Here is a 17,477-nt window from a genome sequence, read left to right as displayed (position 1 = left end):
GGGCTACAATTCCTTACTTCCCTGCTGGACGCTGGAGATGAGCAGCATACCCGTAGCGGAATCAAATTCAACGGTTCTGCCATAGCTGCCTCCTGTATCTTCGCCCTTTAAGGGGATTCTGTATTGGTTCAGCATCATTTTGCAAGACTCCACATTTCTCGGGCCGATTCTCATCGTATCTTTGGCCGTACTGAAGGCAAACATCTGAGCCCCCCCCGCCATTTTCGATTCCATTCGACTGATGACTGCACCGAGCGCCACCATCCGTTGGATGAGCATGGGAATGGCGGTATCCGCATACTTCGCATGATTAAGCTGTCCTTCTTTGGCGATATCCGAGGAAGGCAGCATGACATGCGCCATTCCGGCAATCTTAACATGCGGATCATACAGCGTTAATCCGACGCAAGACCCGAGTCCCGTGGTTTTCAATATACCTGGGGAAGCCGTAACATTAAGGTCAGCCATCCCGATCTTAATCAAGGTCCGTTCTATCATTCGGCAGCGACTCCCAATGCAGCAAAAATCCGATCAAAGGATTCCGGATCAGGAATCAGGAAGAAATGCCCTTCCACCTCGTCGCCATTTTGCAGGAATTTGGTATCAATGAAAAGGGCATGGTCTCCCATTTCACCGAATTGCAGCAATCCATAGCTGAGAATGGCCCCCGCCATATCCACAGCAAGAGATGGAACGGTTGGAACCATGTTCAGCCGGGTGAAATCAGCCAGCGAGGTCAGATAAGACCCTGCAAGAATATTACCGATTTCATTCAAAGCGGAGAGCTCCATCTCGTCAAACTCTTCTTTCCCGCCGCATTCCAGCCCGGCGAGCCGCTTGAGCAGGTGTCTGGCGGATTCCATGGAGAGAATGAAGAACATGTTGCCCGGAGTCTCGCCCTCCACTCGAAGGAAGATCGCGATGACCACCTTTTCGGAGCCTCCGACGCTTTCCGAGATTTCTTCAAACGGAACAAGCTTGACTTGGGGAACTAGCATGTCTACTGGCTTGTCAAGCAAGGTAGACAGCGCCGTAGCGGCGTGGCCGGCGCCTATGTTGCCAACTTCTTTGAGTACATCTAGATGGAAATCGGCAAGGGAATGAAATGCCACGAGCCTATTCCTCCAACTCTTCTAACTGGACGAGTTCTCCCTTGTTGAGAACTTCCTTCAGATTGAGAAGAATCAGGAGACGTTCCTCTCCAACACGCGCCACGCCGCGCAGGTATTTCGCTTTGACTCCCCCGACAATTTCGGGAGGATCGGAAATGGTTTCGCTGTCCACATCGATGACATCGTCAGCGGAGTCGACGATCATGCCCACCTTCAAATCTTTGATGGAGATGATGATAATCCGGCTGCTGTCGGTATAGGCCGTCTCCTCAAGTCCGAAACGTCCGCGCAGATCGAGCACCGGAACTACGACGCCCCGCAAATTCATAACTCCCTTGATGAAAGGAGGTGTCTTCGGAACGCGGGTCAGATGCTGAATGCGTTCGATGGTCTCCACCTTTTCCACTTCAATCCCGTATTCCTCCGCTCCGAGCTTGAAGACGATCACTTTGATTTCTTCACCCATTAACTAACTACCTCCTTAGACGGTTCCCTGCAGGTCTGTCTTGCTATTTGATCAAGGCATTCGGATTAATGATGAGCGCGACTTGGCCGTCACCGAGAATGGTGGCTCCGGATACGGCGAAAACCTTGCTCAGGTACTTGCCGAGGTTCTTAAGAACGATTTCCTGCTGCCCGATAAAATCGCTGACGATGAGAGCGGCCAGCTTTTCTCGCTTGCGGATAATGACGAGATTCAACTCGCCGCTGTCCGCCGGTTGATAGCCGGGAACATCCAGAACCGTTCCGAGATCGATCACGGGAATGACGCTCCCTCGGTAATCCAGGTGATCGTTTCCGTGAATCCTGCGGATCTTATTCATATCGACAGCAGCCGTTTCGACAATCGAATTGAGCGGGATGGCGTATTTTTCGCTGCCTATCTCAATCAGCATAGCTCCAATGATCGAGAGAGTAAGCGGAAGATTAACCGAGAAGGTTGTGCCCACGCCTTCCTTCGAGGTGATGTGGATCTGTCCGCCAAGCGACTCGATCTTGGTCTTCACTACATCGAGACCGACACCCCGGCCGGAGAGATCAGATATTTTCTCCGCCGTGCTGAAGCCGCTCGCAAAGAGAAGGCGATAGACTTCTTCATCCGACATCCGTTCGGCTGCTTCTTCGGTGACGACCCCTTTTTTGATGGCGGCGGCCAGCGTTTTGGCGCGATTGATGCCGGCCCCGTCGTCGGAAACCTCGATGATCACGTGATTCCCGCTGTGATAGGCGCGAAGTTGAATCGTGCCCGTCTCGTCTTTGCCGGCTTTCTTGCGGTTTTCGATGGTTTCGATGCCGTGATCGGCAGAGTTGCGCAGCAGGTGAACAAGCGGGTCTCCAATCTCGTCGACAACTGTACGGTCAAGCTCGGTTTCCGCACCGCTGATGACGAGCTCAAGCTTTTTGCCGAGTGTCTTGGCGACGTCACGAATCATTCTCGGGAACCGATTGAATACCGTATCGATCGGAACCATGCGCAGGTTGAGCACGATGTTCTGCAGGTCACTGCTGACGCGAGACATATGCTCTACGGTTTCGGTCAAATCGCTGCGGCGAATTTCGGAGGCCAACTGCTCAAGCCGAACACGGTCGATCAGAAGTTCACTGAAGAGATTCATCAAGTGATCGAGGCGGTCCAGATCGACCCGAATCGTGCGGTTCGCCACGGCGTGGCCGGATGAAGCCGGAGCCGTCTTTGCCGCAGCGGCCGTTTCCTCCCGCTTGACGGGGGCAGCAGCCGTTGCTGCGGTCTCCGCTGCCGTAAGAATCGGCTGGGTGATCAGCCGGAGGCTGTCATGATCGAGTGGCGTTACCGTCGCAGAACGAATTTCGGAAATGTCCTCGATCAGATGAACAATCGCTTCCTGCGGAAGCTTGGACACATAATAGAGGGAAAAGGCACGGTCGAATTTGTCTTGCTCAATGTCTTCAACCGAAGGGAACGATTTGATGATCTCCCCGTTGTCTTCCAACTGACGGAATACCATATAAGCGCGGGCGGCTCTGAGTACGCATTCCTCCGTCAGCTCCGTGCGGATAAAATACACCTGGAATTCGGAATCAAGCGATTGCTCCAGAACGGACAGCTGGAACTGATCGAGAGCGACGGCATCTTCACCAGAAGCTCCTTCGCTAGCGGCTGCCGCTGCTCCGACGGCTTCCTTGTACTCTCCACTGACAATAGACTTCAACACGGCGACAATGCCGCTCACGTCAGCCTTCCCGGTTCCGCCGGCAATGATATCGGACAGCATGGCTTCCAGCGCGTCCGTACTCTTGAACAAGCCGTCAAAGATAAACGAGTCGACGGTCAGCTTGCCTCCTCTGACCAGATCCAAGACATTTTCCATCTGGTGGGTCAGTGACGCCAGGTCCTCAAACCCCATCGTGGCTGCCATTCCTTTGAGCGTATGGGCCGAGCGGAAAATCACATTGACGATGTCCAGGTTATCCGGGCTTTGTTCCAATTCCAGAAGCTTTTCATTAATCGATTGCAGATGTTCGGTGGATTCATCGATAAACATGGACAAATACTGATTCAGTTCCAAAGGCGTTGCACCTCCGAGTCATTCTAACCCTGTATCATTACCGACAATTTGCCGGGAATTTCGTGAAGCGGAAGGATATGGGTGACACATTCAAGTTGAACCGCTGCGCGGGGCATTCCATAAACCACGCAGGTTTCTTCTGATTCCGCTATCGTTGCAACCGATCCGGCTAACGCCAAGGCTTGCATCCCTTTTGCCCCATCGCTTCCCATGCCGGTCATCAGTACCACATACTTCTTGAGTTCCTGGAACGGCAGGAGCGACTGGAACAAGACGTTTACGGAAGGACGATGACCGGATACGGGATCGTCCAAGGTCAACTTGATTCGATAGACGCCTGCTTCATCGCGAACCATCATCATGTGGTAGCCTCCGGGTGCGATATAAGCGGTTCCCTTCTCCACGATCATTCCGTCTGCGCCTTCGACTACCGTGATCGCACTGCTCGCATTCAACCGTTCTGCCAATGATTTGGTAAATTTCGGCGGCATATGCTGAACGACGAGAACAGGAGCCGGCAAATCAGCCGGCAATGCGGTGAGTACGGCATGCAGCGCTCGCGGACCTCCCGTGGAAGTGCCGATGGCGATCAAGTGCTGAAAAGGCGGAGCTGACCATGATCTTCCGGTTTTGACCGGTGTCGGTTCGTCTCTTTGTATAGGCACCGGGTTACCTCCTTTGCGTTCTTGGTTGTCATCATCTCATTCATCCAAAGCTGGGGATGACTAAGGTTACGAATTGTTCAGCAAACGGAGCATTTTGGACAAGAATCCTTTGATGCCAGAGGAGGATTCCCGTTTCAATCGATTCATTCCCGCATACCGCTCAGCAATGCTCATGATCTCGCGAGCTGCATCGCTGTTCGGATAAGCGGCGGTAAACGGAATTTGTCTACGCACCGCCCGAGAAACATGACTATCGTCGGTGACATAGCCGAGAGTGGGGATGTCGATGTCGAGAAAACGTTTCGCCACTAGCGAGATTTTCTCGGCCGTCGCCTTTCCCTCCTGTTCGTCGGTCACCCGATTGATAACGAGTCGGAATTGAACCGCCTCCTCCTGTTGATGAACCATTTTGATGATAGCGTACCCGTCTGTTAACGAAGTGGGCTCCGGTGTTGTCACCACGAACGTCTCGTGGGCGGCCAGGATGAATTTCATCGTCTCTTTCGACAGCCCTGCTCCGGTATCAAACAGGATGTAATCAAAGTGCCCGTTCAGCAGACTCACTTGTTCGGCGAACTCGTTCAGCTCGCTTTCGCTTAGACGGAGCAAATCGGTGAAGCCGGAACCGCCTGCAATAAAACGAACACCGCCATACCCAATCTGCACGATGTCGAAAATGGATTTTTCCTTTTTCAATAGATGATAGAGACTGTAATTCGGGCTTAGCCCCATCAACACATCGATATTAGCGAGCCCGATATCGGCATCAAAGATGAGAACGCGATAACCGAGCTGCTGCAGCGCGATGGAGAAATTCAAGGTGAAGTTGGATTTGCCGACTCCTCCCTTGCCGCTGGTCACGGTGATGACACGAGTTTCTCTTTCGTTATCCGGCCGGAGCGGCATATCCGGAGCGCCTTGCATGCGAGATTCAACAAGATGCCGCAGCCGTTCTGCTTGATCGCTCATCCGGTCTTATCTCCCATGATCCAATCAACCAGCAGCTCTTCCGAGAGCAGTTGAATGTCCTCCGGGACGTTTTGCCCGTTGGTCACATAGGTGAGGTGAAGCGGAAATTCATACAACAAATTGATGATCGCCCCGTAAGAGCCTGTCTCATCCCATTTCGTGAAGAGCACCTTCTCGACGCCGTAATTCAAGAAATGGTCTGCGATGACCTTCATGTCGGAGTATTTATTGGTAAGGCTGAGCACCAGAATAGTCTCGCTGCCTCCACGGGCTTGCAATAACGTGTTCAATTCCGATACATAGCGTTCATTGCGGTAGTTCCGGCCGGCGGTATCCATGAAGATAACCTCGCACGTATCCAACCGGTCGAACGCCTTCTGCAGATCTGCCGGAGAAAACACCACTTCCATTGGGACATTGAGGATCGTGGCATAGGTTTTCAACTGCTCCACAGCGGCTATCCGATAAGTATCCGCCGTGATGAACCCGGTTTTGCGGTGAGAACGAAGAACTTGATCCGCAGCCAGCTTGGCGATGGTCGTGGTCTTCCCGACCCCCGTCGGGCCAACGAAATTCACAACCTTCATATCGGGTGCGATCGGGGTCCCTCCCCTGCCGGATATGATCCCGAGCAGCACGGATCGAATCTGTTCCTTTACGCTCTCTTCATTCAGAAAATCAGGATCGCTCTCCGCTCTCATCTCAACCGAGCCAAGGATGTCGTTCATCACGCTGCTGGACAAGTCTTGAGCTTCGAGACGCTCCGCCCACATCTGAATGATCGGATGCCGCTCGGGTCCAGATGGACCACGAGCGGCAAGATTTCGCATCATTTCTTTCATCTGCCGAATTTCATCCATCAGCTCCGAATCCTGCCTGGAAGCGGCGGACCTGATCGGCTTCGCTTCATTCGGCTGACCTGCAGTCGGGCGAACGGGAGCTGGAGCGGGTGTGGAAACGGGTGCGGCCGCCGCTGCAACTTCACGCTCGACAAGAACATCGGGTACGTGAGGCATCACGAGCGGCTCGCTCTTCGGCGATGTGGCTGTGCCGCCATATGCTCTTGCGGCAGACTGCTTGGGAACGCTAATCATCGGCTGCAAGGTCGACTGAGCGGGCTTCTGCTTTGCCGGACCCGCTTGCGCGGTTTCCGGGGTATCCGTGGCAGCGACCACTTCAATCCGCTTCTTGCCGAATAAGCCGAGAAACCCACCCGTCCGGATATCTTTCGTACTGAGGATAACTGCGTCGTTGCCGAGCTCGCTGCGAATCCTCTGCAGGGCTTCGGGCATGGTATCGACCACATATCGTTTCACCCTCATATATTCACAACTCCCAGACTTTGAATTTCAACGCTCGGTTCGAGCTCACTGTAAGACAAAACCGGGACATCCTGGAGGGTACGTTCCAAGAGCTGCTTCAAATACATCCGGATCGTCGGTGAGGTCAAGATAACCGGTTGCTGTCCGGATTGGACGGCTTTGGTGATCTGCTCGGATAGGCGGTGATGAATCATCTGTGATGAAGAAGGATCAAGAGCCAGATAGGAGCCCTGCTCCGTCTGCTGCACAGATTCGGCGATTTTGCGCTCCAGGTTCGGGCCCACGGTGATTACCTTAAGGGAATCACCTTCCGTTGCGTACTGCTGGGTGATTTGGCGCGAAAGCGCTTGGCGCACATATTCCGTCAAGATATCGGGATCTTTGGTGTAGGTACCGTAATCCGCCAAGGTTTCGAGAATGGTCACCATATCGCGAACGGAGATTTTCTCGCGGAGCATTTTGGCAAGCACCTTCTGAATATCGCCGATGGTAAGAATGCTCGGAACCAACTCCTCCACAAGAGCCGGAAAGGTCTCCTTGACATTGTCCACAAGTGCCCGGGTTTCCTGGCGCCCGATAAGCTCGTGAGCATGCCGCTTGATCACTTCGGTGAGATGGGTCGCCACAACGGATGGAGGATCGACGACTGTGTATCCCGACAATTCAGCTCGCTCCTTCGTGGCATCGTCGATCCAAATGGCCGGAAGCCCGAAAGCCGGTTCAATCGTCTCGATCCCCGATACGGCATCGTCCTCGAACCCAGGACTCATCGCGAGATAGTGATTAAGTAGTAATTCACCATGCGCTACGGAATTTCCTTTAATTTTTATGACATATTCGTTCGGTTTTAGTTGAATATTGTCGCGAATGCGGATAACGGGAACGACAATTCCGAGTTCAAGCGCGCATTGCCGACGGATGAGAATGATCCGGTCGAGCAAATCTCCTCCTTGCTGGGCATCGGCCAACGGAATGAGGCCATACCCAAACTCGAATTCGATCGGATCGACATGCAGGAGACTGATAACGCTCTCCGGGCTTCGGACCTCTTCGATCTGCTGCTCTTCCTCCAGCTGTTCGTCAATCGCTTGCTTTTTCCGCATGTTGCCCTGCATCTTGATGCCCGCATAAATCAGAAGTGCTGCAAGCGGATAGGTGGAGACGATGCCGATCGGAGTAAAGGTTCCCAAGAGGACGAGAGTTCCCGCCGCGATGAACATCAGTTTCGGATAAGCGAAGATCTGCGAAGTGAGGTCGCTGGCGAGATTTCCTTCCGAGGTTGCACGGGTGACGATGAGGCCGGATGCCGTCGAAATGAGGAGCGCCGGAAGCTGGCTAACGAGGCCGTCACCGATGGAGAGAATCGTATAATGGCTGGCGGAGTCCGAGAATTCCATGCCGTTCATCATTCCGATGATGAATCCGCCGACGAGGTTGACGATCAAGATGATGATACTCGCTATTGCGTCACCTTTGACAAACTTGCTGGCGCCGTCCATGGCGCCGTAGAAGTCCGCTTCCTTCTCAATTTTCGTACGCCGTTCGCGGGCTTGCTGCTCATTGATAAGTCCAGCATTCAAGTCCGCATCGATGCTCATCTGCTTGCCGGGCATCGCATCCAAGGTGAACCGGGCGGCGACTTCCGCTACCCGTTCCGAGCCCTTCGTGATGACAATGAACTGCACGATGACGAGAATCAAGAAGACAACGAAGCCGACGATCAGGTTTCCTCCGGCGACGAATGAACCGAAGGTATGAACGACATCGCCTGCCTTGCCCTTCGCCAGTATATTCCGGGTCGTCGATACGTTCAGAGCGAGACGAAACAAGGTCGTGATCAACAGCAGGGATGGAAAAATAGAAAACTGCAGCGCCTCTTGCGTATTCATCGCCACGAGCAGAATGAGGATCGCGAGCGTGATATTGATGACGAGCAACACATCGAGAAGACCGATGGGAATGGGAACGATCATCATGAGCACGATGCCGATGATGCCGATTAAGACGGTAAACTCTTTGGCCTTCACGATACGTTCCTCCTCTCAATAGAATCGACACTAGGCTTTCGCTTTGCCTTTAAGCTTGTACACATAAGCGAGCACCTCCGCAACCGCCTGGAACAGCTCGGCGGGAATGGCTTGTCCGATTTCGACCTGGCTGTAGAGAGCCCGGGCAAGCGGTTTGTTCTCCATCAAGACAATGCCATGCTCCTTGCCCTTTTCCTTGATTTTGAGCGCGACGTAATCCGCTCCTTTGGCAATGACCCGAGGTGCCGCCATTTCATTCGAATCGTATTTCAGCGCTACGGCAAAATGGGTAGGGTTGGTGATGATGACATCCGCATTCGGAATTTCCTGCATCATCCGCTGCATGGCCATCCTCCGCTGCTTCTCGCGGATCTTCCCCTTGATCAAGGGATCGCCTTCCGTTTTCTTATATTCATCCTTAATGTCCTGCTTCGACATCCGGAGATTTTTTTCGTATTCAAATTTCTGATAGAAATAATCGAGTGCTCCGAGTACGACCAGGATAAACCCGATCTTAATTCCCAAGCCAACCGTCAGGTCTGCCACATAACCGACGATCTCTCGCAAGGGAACATGCCCGAGCACCAGCATCTGGCCCCGTTCCGACCAGAAGGTTTGATAGACCACAATCCCGATAATGGTCATCTTCAAGATGGACTTCAAGAATTCGACCAGTGCCTTCATGCCGAACATCCGTTTAAAGCCTTCAATCGGATTGATCTTGCTGAACTTCATTTTGAGTGGGTCTCCCGTAAAAAGAACCCCAACCTGCATAAAGTTTGCGAGAAGCGCCACCAATACGCCGACCATAAAAACCGGAGTCAGAAGAAGCAGGCCTTCCTTTGCCAGATTGCCGAACAGAGATACCACATTCGGGATGGTGATATCTGTCAGCAAATAATCTTGAAAGGTAGACTGGAAGAGCTTGATGTACCTCTCCTTCATGAAGCCGCCAAAGAGGGAAAAGGAAGCGAAGCAGGCCAGAAGGACAAGGGCTCCAGGCAGCTCCTGGCTTTTGGCAACCTGGCCTTTCTCTCTCGCTTCCCGTCGTTTCTTCGGCGTAGCCGGTTCTGTCTTCTCACCGGCAAACAATTGCAGGTTTATCGGGTAACGAAAGGTAGACAATTGAATTTCCCCTTCGATCGGCTGAACACTATGATGCGGGACTCCCGCCAAGCAGGCGGAGCAAATTCTCCATGGAGTCAAACAGGGTGGAGAACAGTTCCCGGAACATGTTGGGAAATGCCGATACGAGCAAAATGAGCAGCAGGAGTCCGACAATCAGCTTGACGGGAATCCCAACGACAAAAATATTGAATTGCGGGGCGACTCGCGCCAGAATTCCCAATCCGATGTCCACGAGAAAGAGTGCGACTACGATCGGCGCGGACATCTGCAAGGCCAATCCGAATGCTTGGGATACCGACTTGACAAGAAATTCACTCACACCGCCATCACTCAGTCTGGCAAACACGTTGTTATCAAGCGGGACCCAGTTGTAGCTCTTGATGATTCCCTTGATCAGGGCGTGATGACCGTCAAAAGCCAAGAACAGCATCGTGCCGATCATGAACTTGAAATTACCGAGGATGGGACTGGGGGTACCGCTCATCGGGTCGATGATGTTCGCAAGGCTGAAGCCGATTTGCATGTCCATGAAGGAACCGGCAATCTGGACGACCGTAAAGAAGAGATACGCAACGAACCCCAACATCAGGCCGATCAGGGTTTCTCTGGCGATGGAGAGAATGAACAACCCGTCAATGGTGACATTAACTCCAGTCACGGACCCATAGGCGATCAGCGTGATGAAAAAAGAAAGACCGATCTTGAAGCGAGCCGGGATGTTTCGTGAAGAAAAGACCGGAACAGTGACAAAAAAACCGGTAATCCGACAAAAAATAAGCAAAAAAGAAGGCAGTGCGTTCACAATGGCGTCCATGGCTTCCGTTCCTATCCGCCGTATTGGTACAAATTGCTGAGCAGATTGTAAGTGAAATCCACCAGCGTCGCCAGGATCCACGGTCCGAAGATCAAGAGGCTGAGCAGCACGGCAAGAATCTTGGGCACGAAAGCCAGCGTCTGCTCTTGAATTTGGGTCGTCGCTTGAAAGACGCTGATGATGAGTCCAATGACGAGAGCGATGATCAGCATGGGCGCGCTCGCCTTAAGCACAGTGTAAACAGCTTGACCGGCGAGTTTGATAATAAACTCCGTACTCACGTTATCCTCCCTCCTGCGAAAAGCAGCCGAATCTTCCTTCCGTCCCGATTGAACGAAATGTCCGTCGTCAGTAGCTTCTGAGGAGCGATTGGACGACCAGATACCACCCATCGACTAACACAAACAGCAAGATCTTAAAGGGAAGCGAAATCATGACCGGAGGCAGCATCATCATCCCCATCGCCATGAGCGTACTTGATATGACCATATCGATCACAAGGAATGGGATGAAGATCATGAAGCCCATCATGAATGCCCTCTTCAACTCGCTTATGGCAAAAGCGGGAACCAATGTCGTCAGAGGGATGTCTGTGATGGTTTTCGGCTTGGGCGATTTCGAATATTCCTGAAAGAGCTGAAGATCCTTCGGCTGCGTATGGCTGGCCATAAATTCCTTAATCGGCACAGCCGCTTTTTCGAATGCCTGCTGCTGGTTGATCTCATGCTTCAAATAAGGCTGCAGCGCTGTTTCATTAATCGTCCCAAAGGTAGGAGCCATCACGAACATCGTCAGGAACAAGGCTAATCCAATCAAGACCTGATTAGGCGGCATCTGCTGGGTACCGAGCGAGGTCCGGACGAATCCGAGCACGACCACGATTCGGGTGAAGCAGGTCATCATAATCAAGATTGCCGGAGCCAAGCTGAGCACGGTCAGCAGCAAAATGATCGAGATGGTATCGGAGCCGTTGGCTCCATCCGTCCCCATCTGAATATTGATGTCGGGCAAAGTCAATCCGGGTGAGGGAGACGGGCTTGGACTGACCTCAGGGGCAGCCATTGCCGTCGTGATCCAGAGAAAGCCCACGATCACAACCAGCGGAATTAAAACCGCAAGCTTCCTATTCATCGATTGTATCCTTCCGTTGTTGACGAGATGAATCCTGTTCCAGAAGCTCGCTTACGCTCTTCCTGCCATCTTTCATGGCCATCATCCTGTCTTGAAAAATCTGTCCAAATTCGGACCATTCCTCCGCAGGCTGATTTCCTTTCCTGCGGTTTGTCCACCATTCCTTCAATGTCAGAAATGATCGGGGAGCTTGCTGGGTCCCGTCTACCGTCATGCGAAGCGCTTCGATCTCCTCCGGATTCTCCACCTTGGCGATCAATCGAATGTCCTCGCCAACGCCGAGAATGTAGAAAGCCCCTCCGACTTCAACAACCTGCACGGATTTGCCTGACCCAATCGCAGACCCGCCAAGCGTACGGACGACTCTCCCCGGGAGCGACAGCTTGTTTCTTCTCGCAATCAGTTTGATGATCAATAGAAACATCCCGATGATGAGCGCGAGATAAAAGATAACCAGCAGGATATACTCCGTTGTGCTGCCCGACATTACGGTTAACCCAAAGTCTTGCGAATCGCTTCAATCACGCGGTCGGATTGGAACGGCTTCACGATGAAGTCTTTGGCGCCTGCTTGAATGGCATCGATAACCATCGCCTGCTGTCCCATAGCGGAGCACATGATGACTTTTGCGTTCGGATCGAGCTTCTTGATTTCCTTGAGAGCGTTAATCCCGTCCATTTCGGGCATCGTAATGTCCATCGTAATCAAGTCGGGGCGGAATTCTTTAAATTTTTCGATGGCTTGTGCACCGTCATTGGCTTCACCGCATACCTCATACCCGTTCTTGGTAAGAATATCCCGGATCATCATTCTCATAAAGGCAGCGTCGTCCACGATTAAAATACGATTCGACATTAGTAAACAGTCCTCCTAGGTTATTGTATCTTCTGAATTCGTTCCCACTGGTTGATGATATCCGTTACACGGACCCCAAAGTTTTCATCGATGACCACGACTTCACCTTTGGCAATCAGCTTGTTGTTGACCAAAATATCAACCGGTTCCCCTGCCAGCTTGTCCAGTTCGATAATCGAACCTTGAGATAGCTGCAGAATGTCTTTGATCAGCATCTTCGACCGACCGAGCTCAACCGTCACTTTCAGCGGAATATCCATCAAGAGACCCAGGTTGCTCTCCTCGGCAGGAGGTATGAGCCCCGGTGTAAACCCGCTGAATTGAGCCGGTTGGACATTTACGTTGCGGTTAACGGGTGCGCCGTAGTTCTGCGGACCAGGGGCCGGCATTCCCATCGGCTGACCCGCATACGGCGGATACCCGTATGGAGAAGGCTGCGGAGGGTAATACGGGTTTTGCTGCGGATACGCTTGGCCTCCGGCCGTCGTTGCGTCATAAGACTGCGGAATCTGCTGTGGCGGGTTCTGTGCGGCAGCAGGTGCAGGATAAGCAGGCGGCGCATCTTGCTGCGGCGTAGCCGCAGGGGCTGACGGCGAATTCGCAGGCGCTGTGTATCCCGGTTCAGACTCCATGGCATCCGATCCCCCCATCAACGTGTTCACCATCTCTTTGGAAAAATCGACAGGAAGCAACTGCATGATATTTGAGTCGATCAAATCTCCGATTTTCAGACGGAACGATATTTTGACAAACACTTCTTCGGCAGGAAGAGTGTTTTTTCCTCCTTCTGAAGTAAGATCCATAATATCGATTCCTGGAGGAGAGATGTTAACCATACGATTGAAGATGGTGGACATCGATGTCGCGGAGGACCCCATCATTTGGTTCATCGCTTCTTGAACCGCGCTGATATGCAGCTCATTCAGCTCGGTATTCTCAAGCCCTTCGCCGTTGCCGCCCATCATGAGATCCGCAATGACTTGAGCATCCTGAACTTTGATGACCAGCAGATTGATACCGTGAAAGCCATCGACATAGTTAACGTGTACCGTTACATGCGGTTTGGGAAACTCACTGGGCAATTGGGATCTCAGTAAAATCGAGACCTTTGGAGTGGTGATGTCCACTTTCTTACCGAGCAAGGTCGATAACGCCGTTGCCGCACTGCCAAACGTAATATTTCCGATCTCACCTAGAGCGTCCTGTTCAATGCTGGACAGATACTGGGACAGGTCGGGGGAGGATTCGGCCGGATTTGCGTCTTCATCGTCATCCGATGTCTGCCGCAGTAAAGCATCGATCTCTTCCTGTGACAGATAGTCTCGGTTATTCGTCATTTTCTTCCACTCCCTCGCTAACGATCTGCGTGATTTGAAGAGCAACCTTGCCTTTTACGGTACCCGGACTTCCGATGTACTTGGTCAGATCGCCTACCTTAACCAAAAGTCCGTCATCCACCGGTTTGTTTAAGGTAATGACATCTCCGGGGGACAGACTGAGGAATTCCTGGACGGAGAGCCGGGATTCTCCAAGCTCTGCCACAATGTTCAAGTGAGCCTTATTGACTCGATCATGCAAGGCCTCATATTCTTCCGGAGTTTTGCTCTTCTTCTGGGTAACAAACATATGATGGACGGACAACCGCGGCATCATCGGCTCGATGACCACATGCGGGATACAAAGGTTGATCATCCCGGACGTTTCCCCGATCTTCGTGCTGAGCGAGATCAGGGCAATCGTATCGTTAGCGGATGCGATCTGCATGAACTGTGGATTGGTCTCCAAGGAATCGAGTCTCGGGCTGATGTCCGCAACCGTCTTCCAGGCCTCCTGCAGACTCTCAAGTGCGCGACCAAACATTCGCTCCATAATCATCGTCTCGATTTCCGTCAGGACCGTAGCTTTGCCGGTTGAGGTCCCCATCCCTCCAAGCATCCGATCCACCATCGCAAATGCGACGTTCGGATTGACCTCCAGCACCATCCGTCCTTCGAGCGGCTCGGCTTCAAAGATATTCAGAATGGTCATCTTGGGTATGGAACGGATGAATTCGTCATAAGGCAGCTGTTCCACCTGAACGACATTGATCTGGACGAAGGTCCTCAGCTGAGTGGAAAAATAGGTCGTTAAAAACCTCGCAAAGTTCTCATGTATCCGCGTCAAGCTTCGGAGATGGTCCTTGGAAAATCTCGTAGCTCTCTTGAAATTGTATCCGCGTATTTTTTTCTGGGTCTCTTCTTTTTTTAGCTCCTCCGCGTCCATTTCTCCCGAGGAGAGGGCAGCGAGAAGCGCATCAATCTCATTTTGCGAGAGTACGTCTACCAAATCAGTCACCTCCCCGTAGCGATGTTTTCGAAGTCATTATTGGACGATCAGTTCGGTGATGTTTACCCGGCTAACTTTGCCTTCGCTCAGGAAGCTATTGATCTTGTTCATCAGGAGCGATGCCAGATAATCCTGCCCTTTGCTTCCCGCCAACTGTTCATTGGTGAGGTCCGCGAGAGTCATATTGATCACGCTCTTCACTCGGGCATCGTAGTTTTCAAATTCTTTCATCCCTTTTTGTCCGCTCAGTTCGAAAGCGAAGCTTGCCTTCACCGCTTTGTTCGGTTCGCTCAGGTTGGTCACCACATTTTCAATCGAGACGGTAAGCTTCTTCACTTCGGCGGCCGATACCTTTTTTCCTTCTACCGATTCGACAGAATTCACAGCTTTTTGACTCGGATCGGCAATGCTGTTCTTCTCGTTCAAGGTGTTGAATACCCATACGGCAGCCAAGGCGATCAGGAAAATCACACAGAGCAGTGCTAAAACGAGCGGTACCATCTTTTTCTTGATCATTCGGACTCCTCCACTTTCATTCTCTTTACGCTGGCCTGCAGCAGACCAATCTGCCCGAGATAAAGGGCAATCTTGTCATTTACCTCTACCATCGGCTCCAGAACCATGAGCTTTTTCCCTGTTGTCAGGGTGATCATGGTATCCGGCGTTTCCTCTACGCTTTCGATGAGAAGGGCATTGATCGTTATGATCTTGCCGTTAAGCCGCGTAACCGAAATCACATAAGTTCCCTCCTTGCTTATACCTCGATTCGAATCTGCCGCTTGCTAATGGAGACCGGAGCGAGCGATTTCGCTCCGGTCCGCAATCAGCATTAGCGTTTCAGATTGACGATCTCTTGCAGCACTTCATCGGAAGTCGTGATGATGCGGGAGTTCGCTTGGAATCCGCGCTGTGCAACGATCATTTCGCTGAACTCACTCGTCAGGTCGACATTAGACATTTCAAGCTGTCCGGCGATGATGAGGCCGTTGCCTTCGGCTCCGGCCGTTCCCACGGTTACTTCCGTGATGCCTTCACCCATTGCTGTTGTCGTCGGACGGTACAGGTTGCCTCCCAGCTTCTCAAGTCCGCCCGGATTCGGCACCTTCACGACGCCGATCTTCACATCGAGCGGCGTGGCATTGCCTTCGGCGTCGATGGAGATGAGCGATCCGTCTTGCCCGATCGTAAAGGCGGTTACGGTGTCATCCAACTGGATGACGTCTCCGTCTTCAGCCGAGAGAACAAACATACCGTCTCCGTTGACAAGTCTGCGGTTAGAATCAAGCGTAAAGTTGCCTGCACGGGTCAAGTAGATGGAATCCGTGTCCGCGCTCGTCTTTACGGCGAAGAATCCGTCACCGTCAATCCGCAGGTCGGTGGGAACGTTTGTCGTCATGGCGCTTCCGGGTGTATGAACGGTATCAATGGTGCCGATCGACACCCCGAGACCAACCTGCTTGGGGTTCACGCCGCCGGTATTATCCGTCGGAGGCGTCGAGCCTGCCACCGTCTGGCTCAGAATGTCCTTGAACATTACCCGTCCGGCCTTAAAGCCGACCGTGTTAACGTTCGCGATGTTGTTACCGATGACGTCCAGCTTGGTTTGGAAGCCGCGCATGCCCGAAATGCCCGAATATAAGGATCTTAGCATAGGTTGATTACCCTCCTGAATGAGTTAGATGGATATTGAGATGGGCCGCTTCAGTCGATCCACGGTCCCTGGGCTTCCGTTTCGGGCCAGCCCTTGTTAAATCACAATCGCACTGTCAATTTGGGTAAACACATTGTCTTTCATCGAGGAACCATCCATAGCTGTGACGATCGTTTTACTCTTCACATTGACGATAAAGGCCATGTCTCTCATCAGAACCAAGGATTCCTTGGCTCCTTTGGCTTCGGCTTTATCCACAGCCGTTCGAATTTGCTCCATTTGCTCGGGTTTCAGGTTGATTCCCCGCTCCTGCAGCCGGTTCTGGGCATGCTTGCTGATCCTAACCTCCTGCTGCAGCATGTCCTGGAAGCGGACAGCCGGTTTCGCCGTTTCCACAGCAGCATTCGACCGTTTGGTCACCCCAGGCGGGACAGGGCTTGGATACAACCTCCCGACGGATACGGGTTCGTTCATCTTTTAACCCTCCGCTTTCTCGACTCGGGTCAAAAGCTCCGCCTTGATATCTTGGCCGTCGACCTGAACATATTGCACACCTTTTTTCATAGATAGGCTGGTGACGATACCGGACTTGCTCACGATCGCACCGGTCGAATCGGTTTCTTCCCAGGTCACCTTTTTATCGATGAGCTCTGGACTGAGGCCAACGGATTGGCGAAGCAGCTTCATCTCGTTTGCCATATTGGACAGCTGTTCAACCGAACTGAATTGAGCCATCTGGGCGATAAACTCCTGATCCTTCATCGGATTCATCGGATCCTGGTTTTTGAGCTGAGCGATGAGAATTTTGAGAAATTCATCTTTGCCGAGCGAATTGTCTGTCTTGGAAGCCGTGCTCGTATTTCCGCTAGAATAATAGGGCCAGACGTTTTTTGTGCTGATTGCGTTGTCAGCCATAAGTCACCTCCTCCATA

General features: G+C 52.2%; 21 protein-coding genes. All 21 read right to left on the bottom strand.

Translation table 11 applies throughout. From position 1 onward, the window contains the following. Positions 1–3 precede the first annotated feature (3 nt). The 21 genes from BN2684_RS20495 to BN2684_RS20395 all read right to left on the bottom strand — a co-directional run bounded on the left by BN2684_RS20495 (position 4) and on the right by BN2684_RS20395 (position 17,460). The gene (locus BN2684_RS20495; RefSeq protein ID WP_058303953.1) at positions 4–498 is read right to left on the bottom strand and encodes a chemotaxis protein CheD; all 495 of its coding nucleotides are present in this window, start codon (positions 496–498) and stop codon (positions 4–6) included. Then, positions 495–1,112, bottom strand: coding sequence for a chemotaxis protein CheC (locus BN2684_RS20490; protein WP_058303952.1), 618 nt, complete (start codon positions 1,110–1,112; stop codon positions 495–497). The genes BN2684_RS20495 and BN2684_RS20490 overlap by 4 nt, the downstream gene beginning before the upstream one ends. A gap of 4 nt (positions 1,113–1,116) precedes the next feature. After that, positions 1,117–1,578: a chemotaxis protein CheW gene (locus BN2684_RS20485; RefSeq protein ID WP_058303951.1), complete on the bottom strand. Its 462-nt coding sequence runs from the start codon at positions 1,576–1,578 to the stop codon at positions 1,117–1,119. Positions 1,579–1,621: 43 nt separating this feature from the next. Continuing rightward, positions 1,622–3,658 carry a chemotaxis protein CheA gene (locus BN2684_RS20480; RefSeq protein WP_058303950.1) on the bottom strand — a complete coding sequence of 679 codons (2,037 nt, stop codon included), beginning with the start codon at positions 3,656–3,658 and terminating at the stop codon, positions 1,622–1,624. A gap of 23 nt (positions 3,659–3,681) precedes the next feature. Next, positions 3,682–4,323, bottom strand: coding sequence for a CheB methylesterase domain-containing protein (locus BN2684_RS20475; protein ID WP_058303949.1), 642 nt, complete (start codon positions 4,321–4,323; stop codon positions 3,682–3,684). A 66-nt stretch (positions 4,324–4,389) separates the two neighbouring features. After that, positions 4,390–5,292, bottom strand: a complete 903-nt coding sequence (locus BN2684_RS20470) for a MinD/ParA family protein (RefSeq protein ID WP_058303948.1) — start codon at positions 5,290–5,292, stop codon at positions 4,390–4,392. Then, on the bottom strand, positions 5,289–6,614 hold the full coding sequence (gene flhF, locus BN2684_RS20465; RefSeq protein ID WP_058303947.1) for a flagellar biosynthesis protein FlhF: 1,326 nt from the start codon (positions 6,612–6,614) through the stop codon (positions 5,289–5,291). The genes BN2684_RS20470 and flhF overlap by 4 nt, the downstream gene beginning before the upstream one ends. Then, positions 6,611–8,641, bottom strand: coding sequence for a flagellar biosynthesis protein FlhA (gene flhA / locus BN2684_RS20460; protein WP_058303946.1), 2,031 nt, complete (start codon positions 8,639–8,641; stop codon positions 6,611–6,613). Before flhA ends, flhF begins: the two co-directional genes overlap by 4 nt. A 30-nt stretch (positions 8,642–8,671) precedes the next feature. Next, positions 8,672–9,766 carry a flagellar biosynthesis protein FlhB gene (flhB, locus tag BN2684_RS20455; RefSeq protein WP_058304658.1) on the bottom strand — a complete coding sequence of 365 codons (1,095 nt, stop codon included), beginning with the start codon at positions 9,764–9,766 and terminating at the stop codon, positions 8,672–8,674. Between the two features lie 28 nt (positions 9,767–9,794). Then, on the bottom strand, positions 9,795–10,583 hold the full coding sequence (gene fliR / locus BN2684_RS20450) for a flagellar biosynthetic protein FliR (protein ID WP_058303945.1): 789 nt from the start codon (positions 10,581–10,583) through the stop codon (positions 9,795–9,797). Between the two features lie 11 nt (positions 10,584–10,594). Further along, positions 10,595–10,864 (bottom strand): flagellar biosynthesis protein FliQ, encoded by a 270-nt coding sequence (gene fliQ, locus BN2684_RS20445; RefSeq protein WP_058303944.1) that lies wholly within the window; start codon positions 10,862–10,864, stop codon positions 10,595–10,597. Positions 10,865–10,931: 67 nt separating this feature from the next. Next, a complete protein-coding gene (fliP, locus tag BN2684_RS20440; protein WP_058303943.1) occupies positions 10,932–11,714 on the bottom strand; it encodes a flagellar type III secretion system pore protein FliP in 783 nt (260 codons plus the stop codon). Next, positions 11,707–12,201 (bottom strand): flagellar biosynthetic protein FliO, encoded by a 495-nt coding sequence (locus BN2684_RS20435; protein WP_058303942.1) that lies wholly within the window; start codon positions 12,199–12,201, stop codon positions 11,707–11,709. The genes fliP and BN2684_RS20435 overlap by 8 nt, the downstream gene beginning before the upstream one ends. A 5-nt stretch (positions 12,202–12,206) precedes the next feature. Then, positions 12,207–12,569, bottom strand: coding sequence for a response regulator (locus tag BN2684_RS20430; protein WP_058303941.1), 363 nt, complete (start codon positions 12,567–12,569; stop codon positions 12,207–12,209). A 20-nt stretch (positions 12,570–12,589) separates the two neighbouring features. Beyond that, positions 12,590–13,906: a flagellar motor switch phosphatase FliY gene (gene fliY, locus BN2684_RS20425; RefSeq protein ID WP_058303940.1), complete on the bottom strand. Its 1,317-nt coding sequence runs from the start codon at positions 13,904–13,906 to the stop codon at positions 12,590–12,592. Continuing rightward, a complete protein-coding gene (gene fliM, locus BN2684_RS20420) occupies positions 13,896–14,894 on the bottom strand; it encodes a flagellar motor switch protein FliM (protein WP_058303939.1) in 999 nt (332 codons plus the stop codon). The genes fliY and fliM overlap by 11 nt, the downstream gene beginning before the upstream one ends. A 36-nt stretch (positions 14,895–14,930) precedes the next feature. After that, positions 14,931–15,410, bottom strand: coding sequence for a flagellar basal body-associated FliL family protein (locus BN2684_RS20415; protein ID WP_058303938.1), 480 nt, complete (start codon positions 15,408–15,410; stop codon positions 14,931–14,933). Then, positions 15,407–15,631 (bottom strand): flagellar FlbD family protein, encoded by a 225-nt coding sequence (locus tag BN2684_RS20410; RefSeq protein WP_058303937.1) that lies wholly within the window; start codon positions 15,629–15,631, stop codon positions 15,407–15,409. The genes BN2684_RS20415 and BN2684_RS20410 overlap by 4 nt, the downstream gene beginning before the upstream one ends. Positions 15,632–15,723: 92 nt before the next feature. Next, complete coding sequence (gene flgG, locus BN2684_RS20405) at positions 15,724–16,545, bottom strand: flagellar basal body rod protein FlgG (RefSeq protein ID WP_058303936.1); 822 nt, start codon at positions 16,543–16,545, stop codon at positions 15,724–15,726. A gap of 96 nt (positions 16,546–16,641) precedes the next feature. After that, positions 16,642–17,019, bottom strand: coding sequence for a TIGR02530 family flagellar biosynthesis protein (locus BN2684_RS20400; RefSeq protein ID WP_058303935.1), 378 nt, complete (start codon positions 17,017–17,019; stop codon positions 16,642–16,644). A gap of 3 nt (positions 17,020–17,022) precedes the next feature. Beyond that, positions 17,023–17,460 (bottom strand): flagellar hook capping FlgD N-terminal domain-containing protein, encoded by a 438-nt coding sequence (locus tag BN2684_RS20395; RefSeq protein ID WP_058303934.1) that lies wholly within the window; start codon positions 17,458–17,460, stop codon positions 17,023–17,025. Between the last annotated feature and the right edge of the window lie 17 nt (positions 17,461–17,477).

The organism is Gorillibacterium timonense, from assembly GCF_001457415.1.
Classification (GTDB): Bacteria; Bacillota; Bacilli; order Paenibacillales; family NBRC-103111; genus Gorillibacterium; species Gorillibacterium timonense.
Note: the sequence above shows the minus strand (reverse complement) of the source record. Positions and strands in the feature narration are given on the sequence as shown.

What these genes read in the sequence shown, in the direction of transcription:
- BN2684_RS20415 (WP_058303938.1), bottom strand. Translation starts at nt 15,410, where the DNA reads ATGATCAAGAAAAAGATGGTACCGCTCGTTTTAGCACTGCTCTGTGTG.
- BN2684_RS20435 (WP_058303942.1), bottom strand. Translation starts at nt 12,201, where the DNA reads ATGTCGGGCAGCACAACGGAGTATATCCTGCTGGTTATCTTTTATCTC.
- fliY (WP_058303940.1), bottom strand. Translation starts at nt 13,906, where the DNA reads ATGACGAATAACCGAGACTATCTGTCACAGGAAGAGATCGATGCTTTA.
- flgG (WP_058303936.1), bottom strand. Translation starts at nt 16,545, where the DNA reads ATGCTAAGATCCTTATATTCGGGCATTTCGGGCATGCGCGGCTTCCAA.
- fliR (WP_058303945.1), bottom strand. Translation starts at nt 10,583, where the DNA reads ATGGACGCCATTGTGAACGCACTGCCTTCTTTTTTGCTTATTTTTTGT.
- BN2684_RS20400 (WP_058303935.1), bottom strand. Translation starts at nt 17,019, where the DNA reads ATGAACGAACCCGTATCCGTCGGGAGGTTGTATCCAAGCCCTGTCCCG.
- BN2684_RS20395 (WP_058303934.1), bottom strand. Translation starts at nt 17,460, where the DNA reads ATGGCTGACAACGCAATCAGCACAAAAAACGTCTGGCCCTATTATTCT.
- BN2684_RS20495 (WP_058303953.1), bottom strand. Translation starts at nt 498, where the DNA reads ATGATAGAACGGACCTTGATTAAGATCGGGATGGCTGACCTTAATGTT.
- flhF (WP_058303947.1), bottom strand. Translation starts at nt 6,614, where the DNA reads ATGAGGGTGAAACGATATGTGGTCGATACCATGCCCGAAGCCCTGCAG.
- BN2684_RS20485 (WP_058303951.1), bottom strand. Translation starts at nt 1,578, where the DNA reads ATGGGTGAAGAAATCAAAGTGATCGTCTTCAAGCTCGGAGCGGAGGAA.
- fliP (WP_058303943.1), bottom strand. Translation starts at nt 11,714, where the DNA reads ATGAATAGGAAGCTTGCGGTTTTAATTCCGCTGGTTGTGATCGTGGGC.
- BN2684_RS20430 (WP_058303941.1), bottom strand. Translation starts at nt 12,569, where the DNA reads ATGTCGAATCGTATTTTAATCGTGGACGACGCTGCCTTTATGAGAATG.
- BN2684_RS20470 (WP_058303948.1), bottom strand. Translation starts at nt 5,292, where the DNA reads ATGAGCGATCAAGCAGAACGGCTGCGGCATCTTGTTGAATCTCGCATG.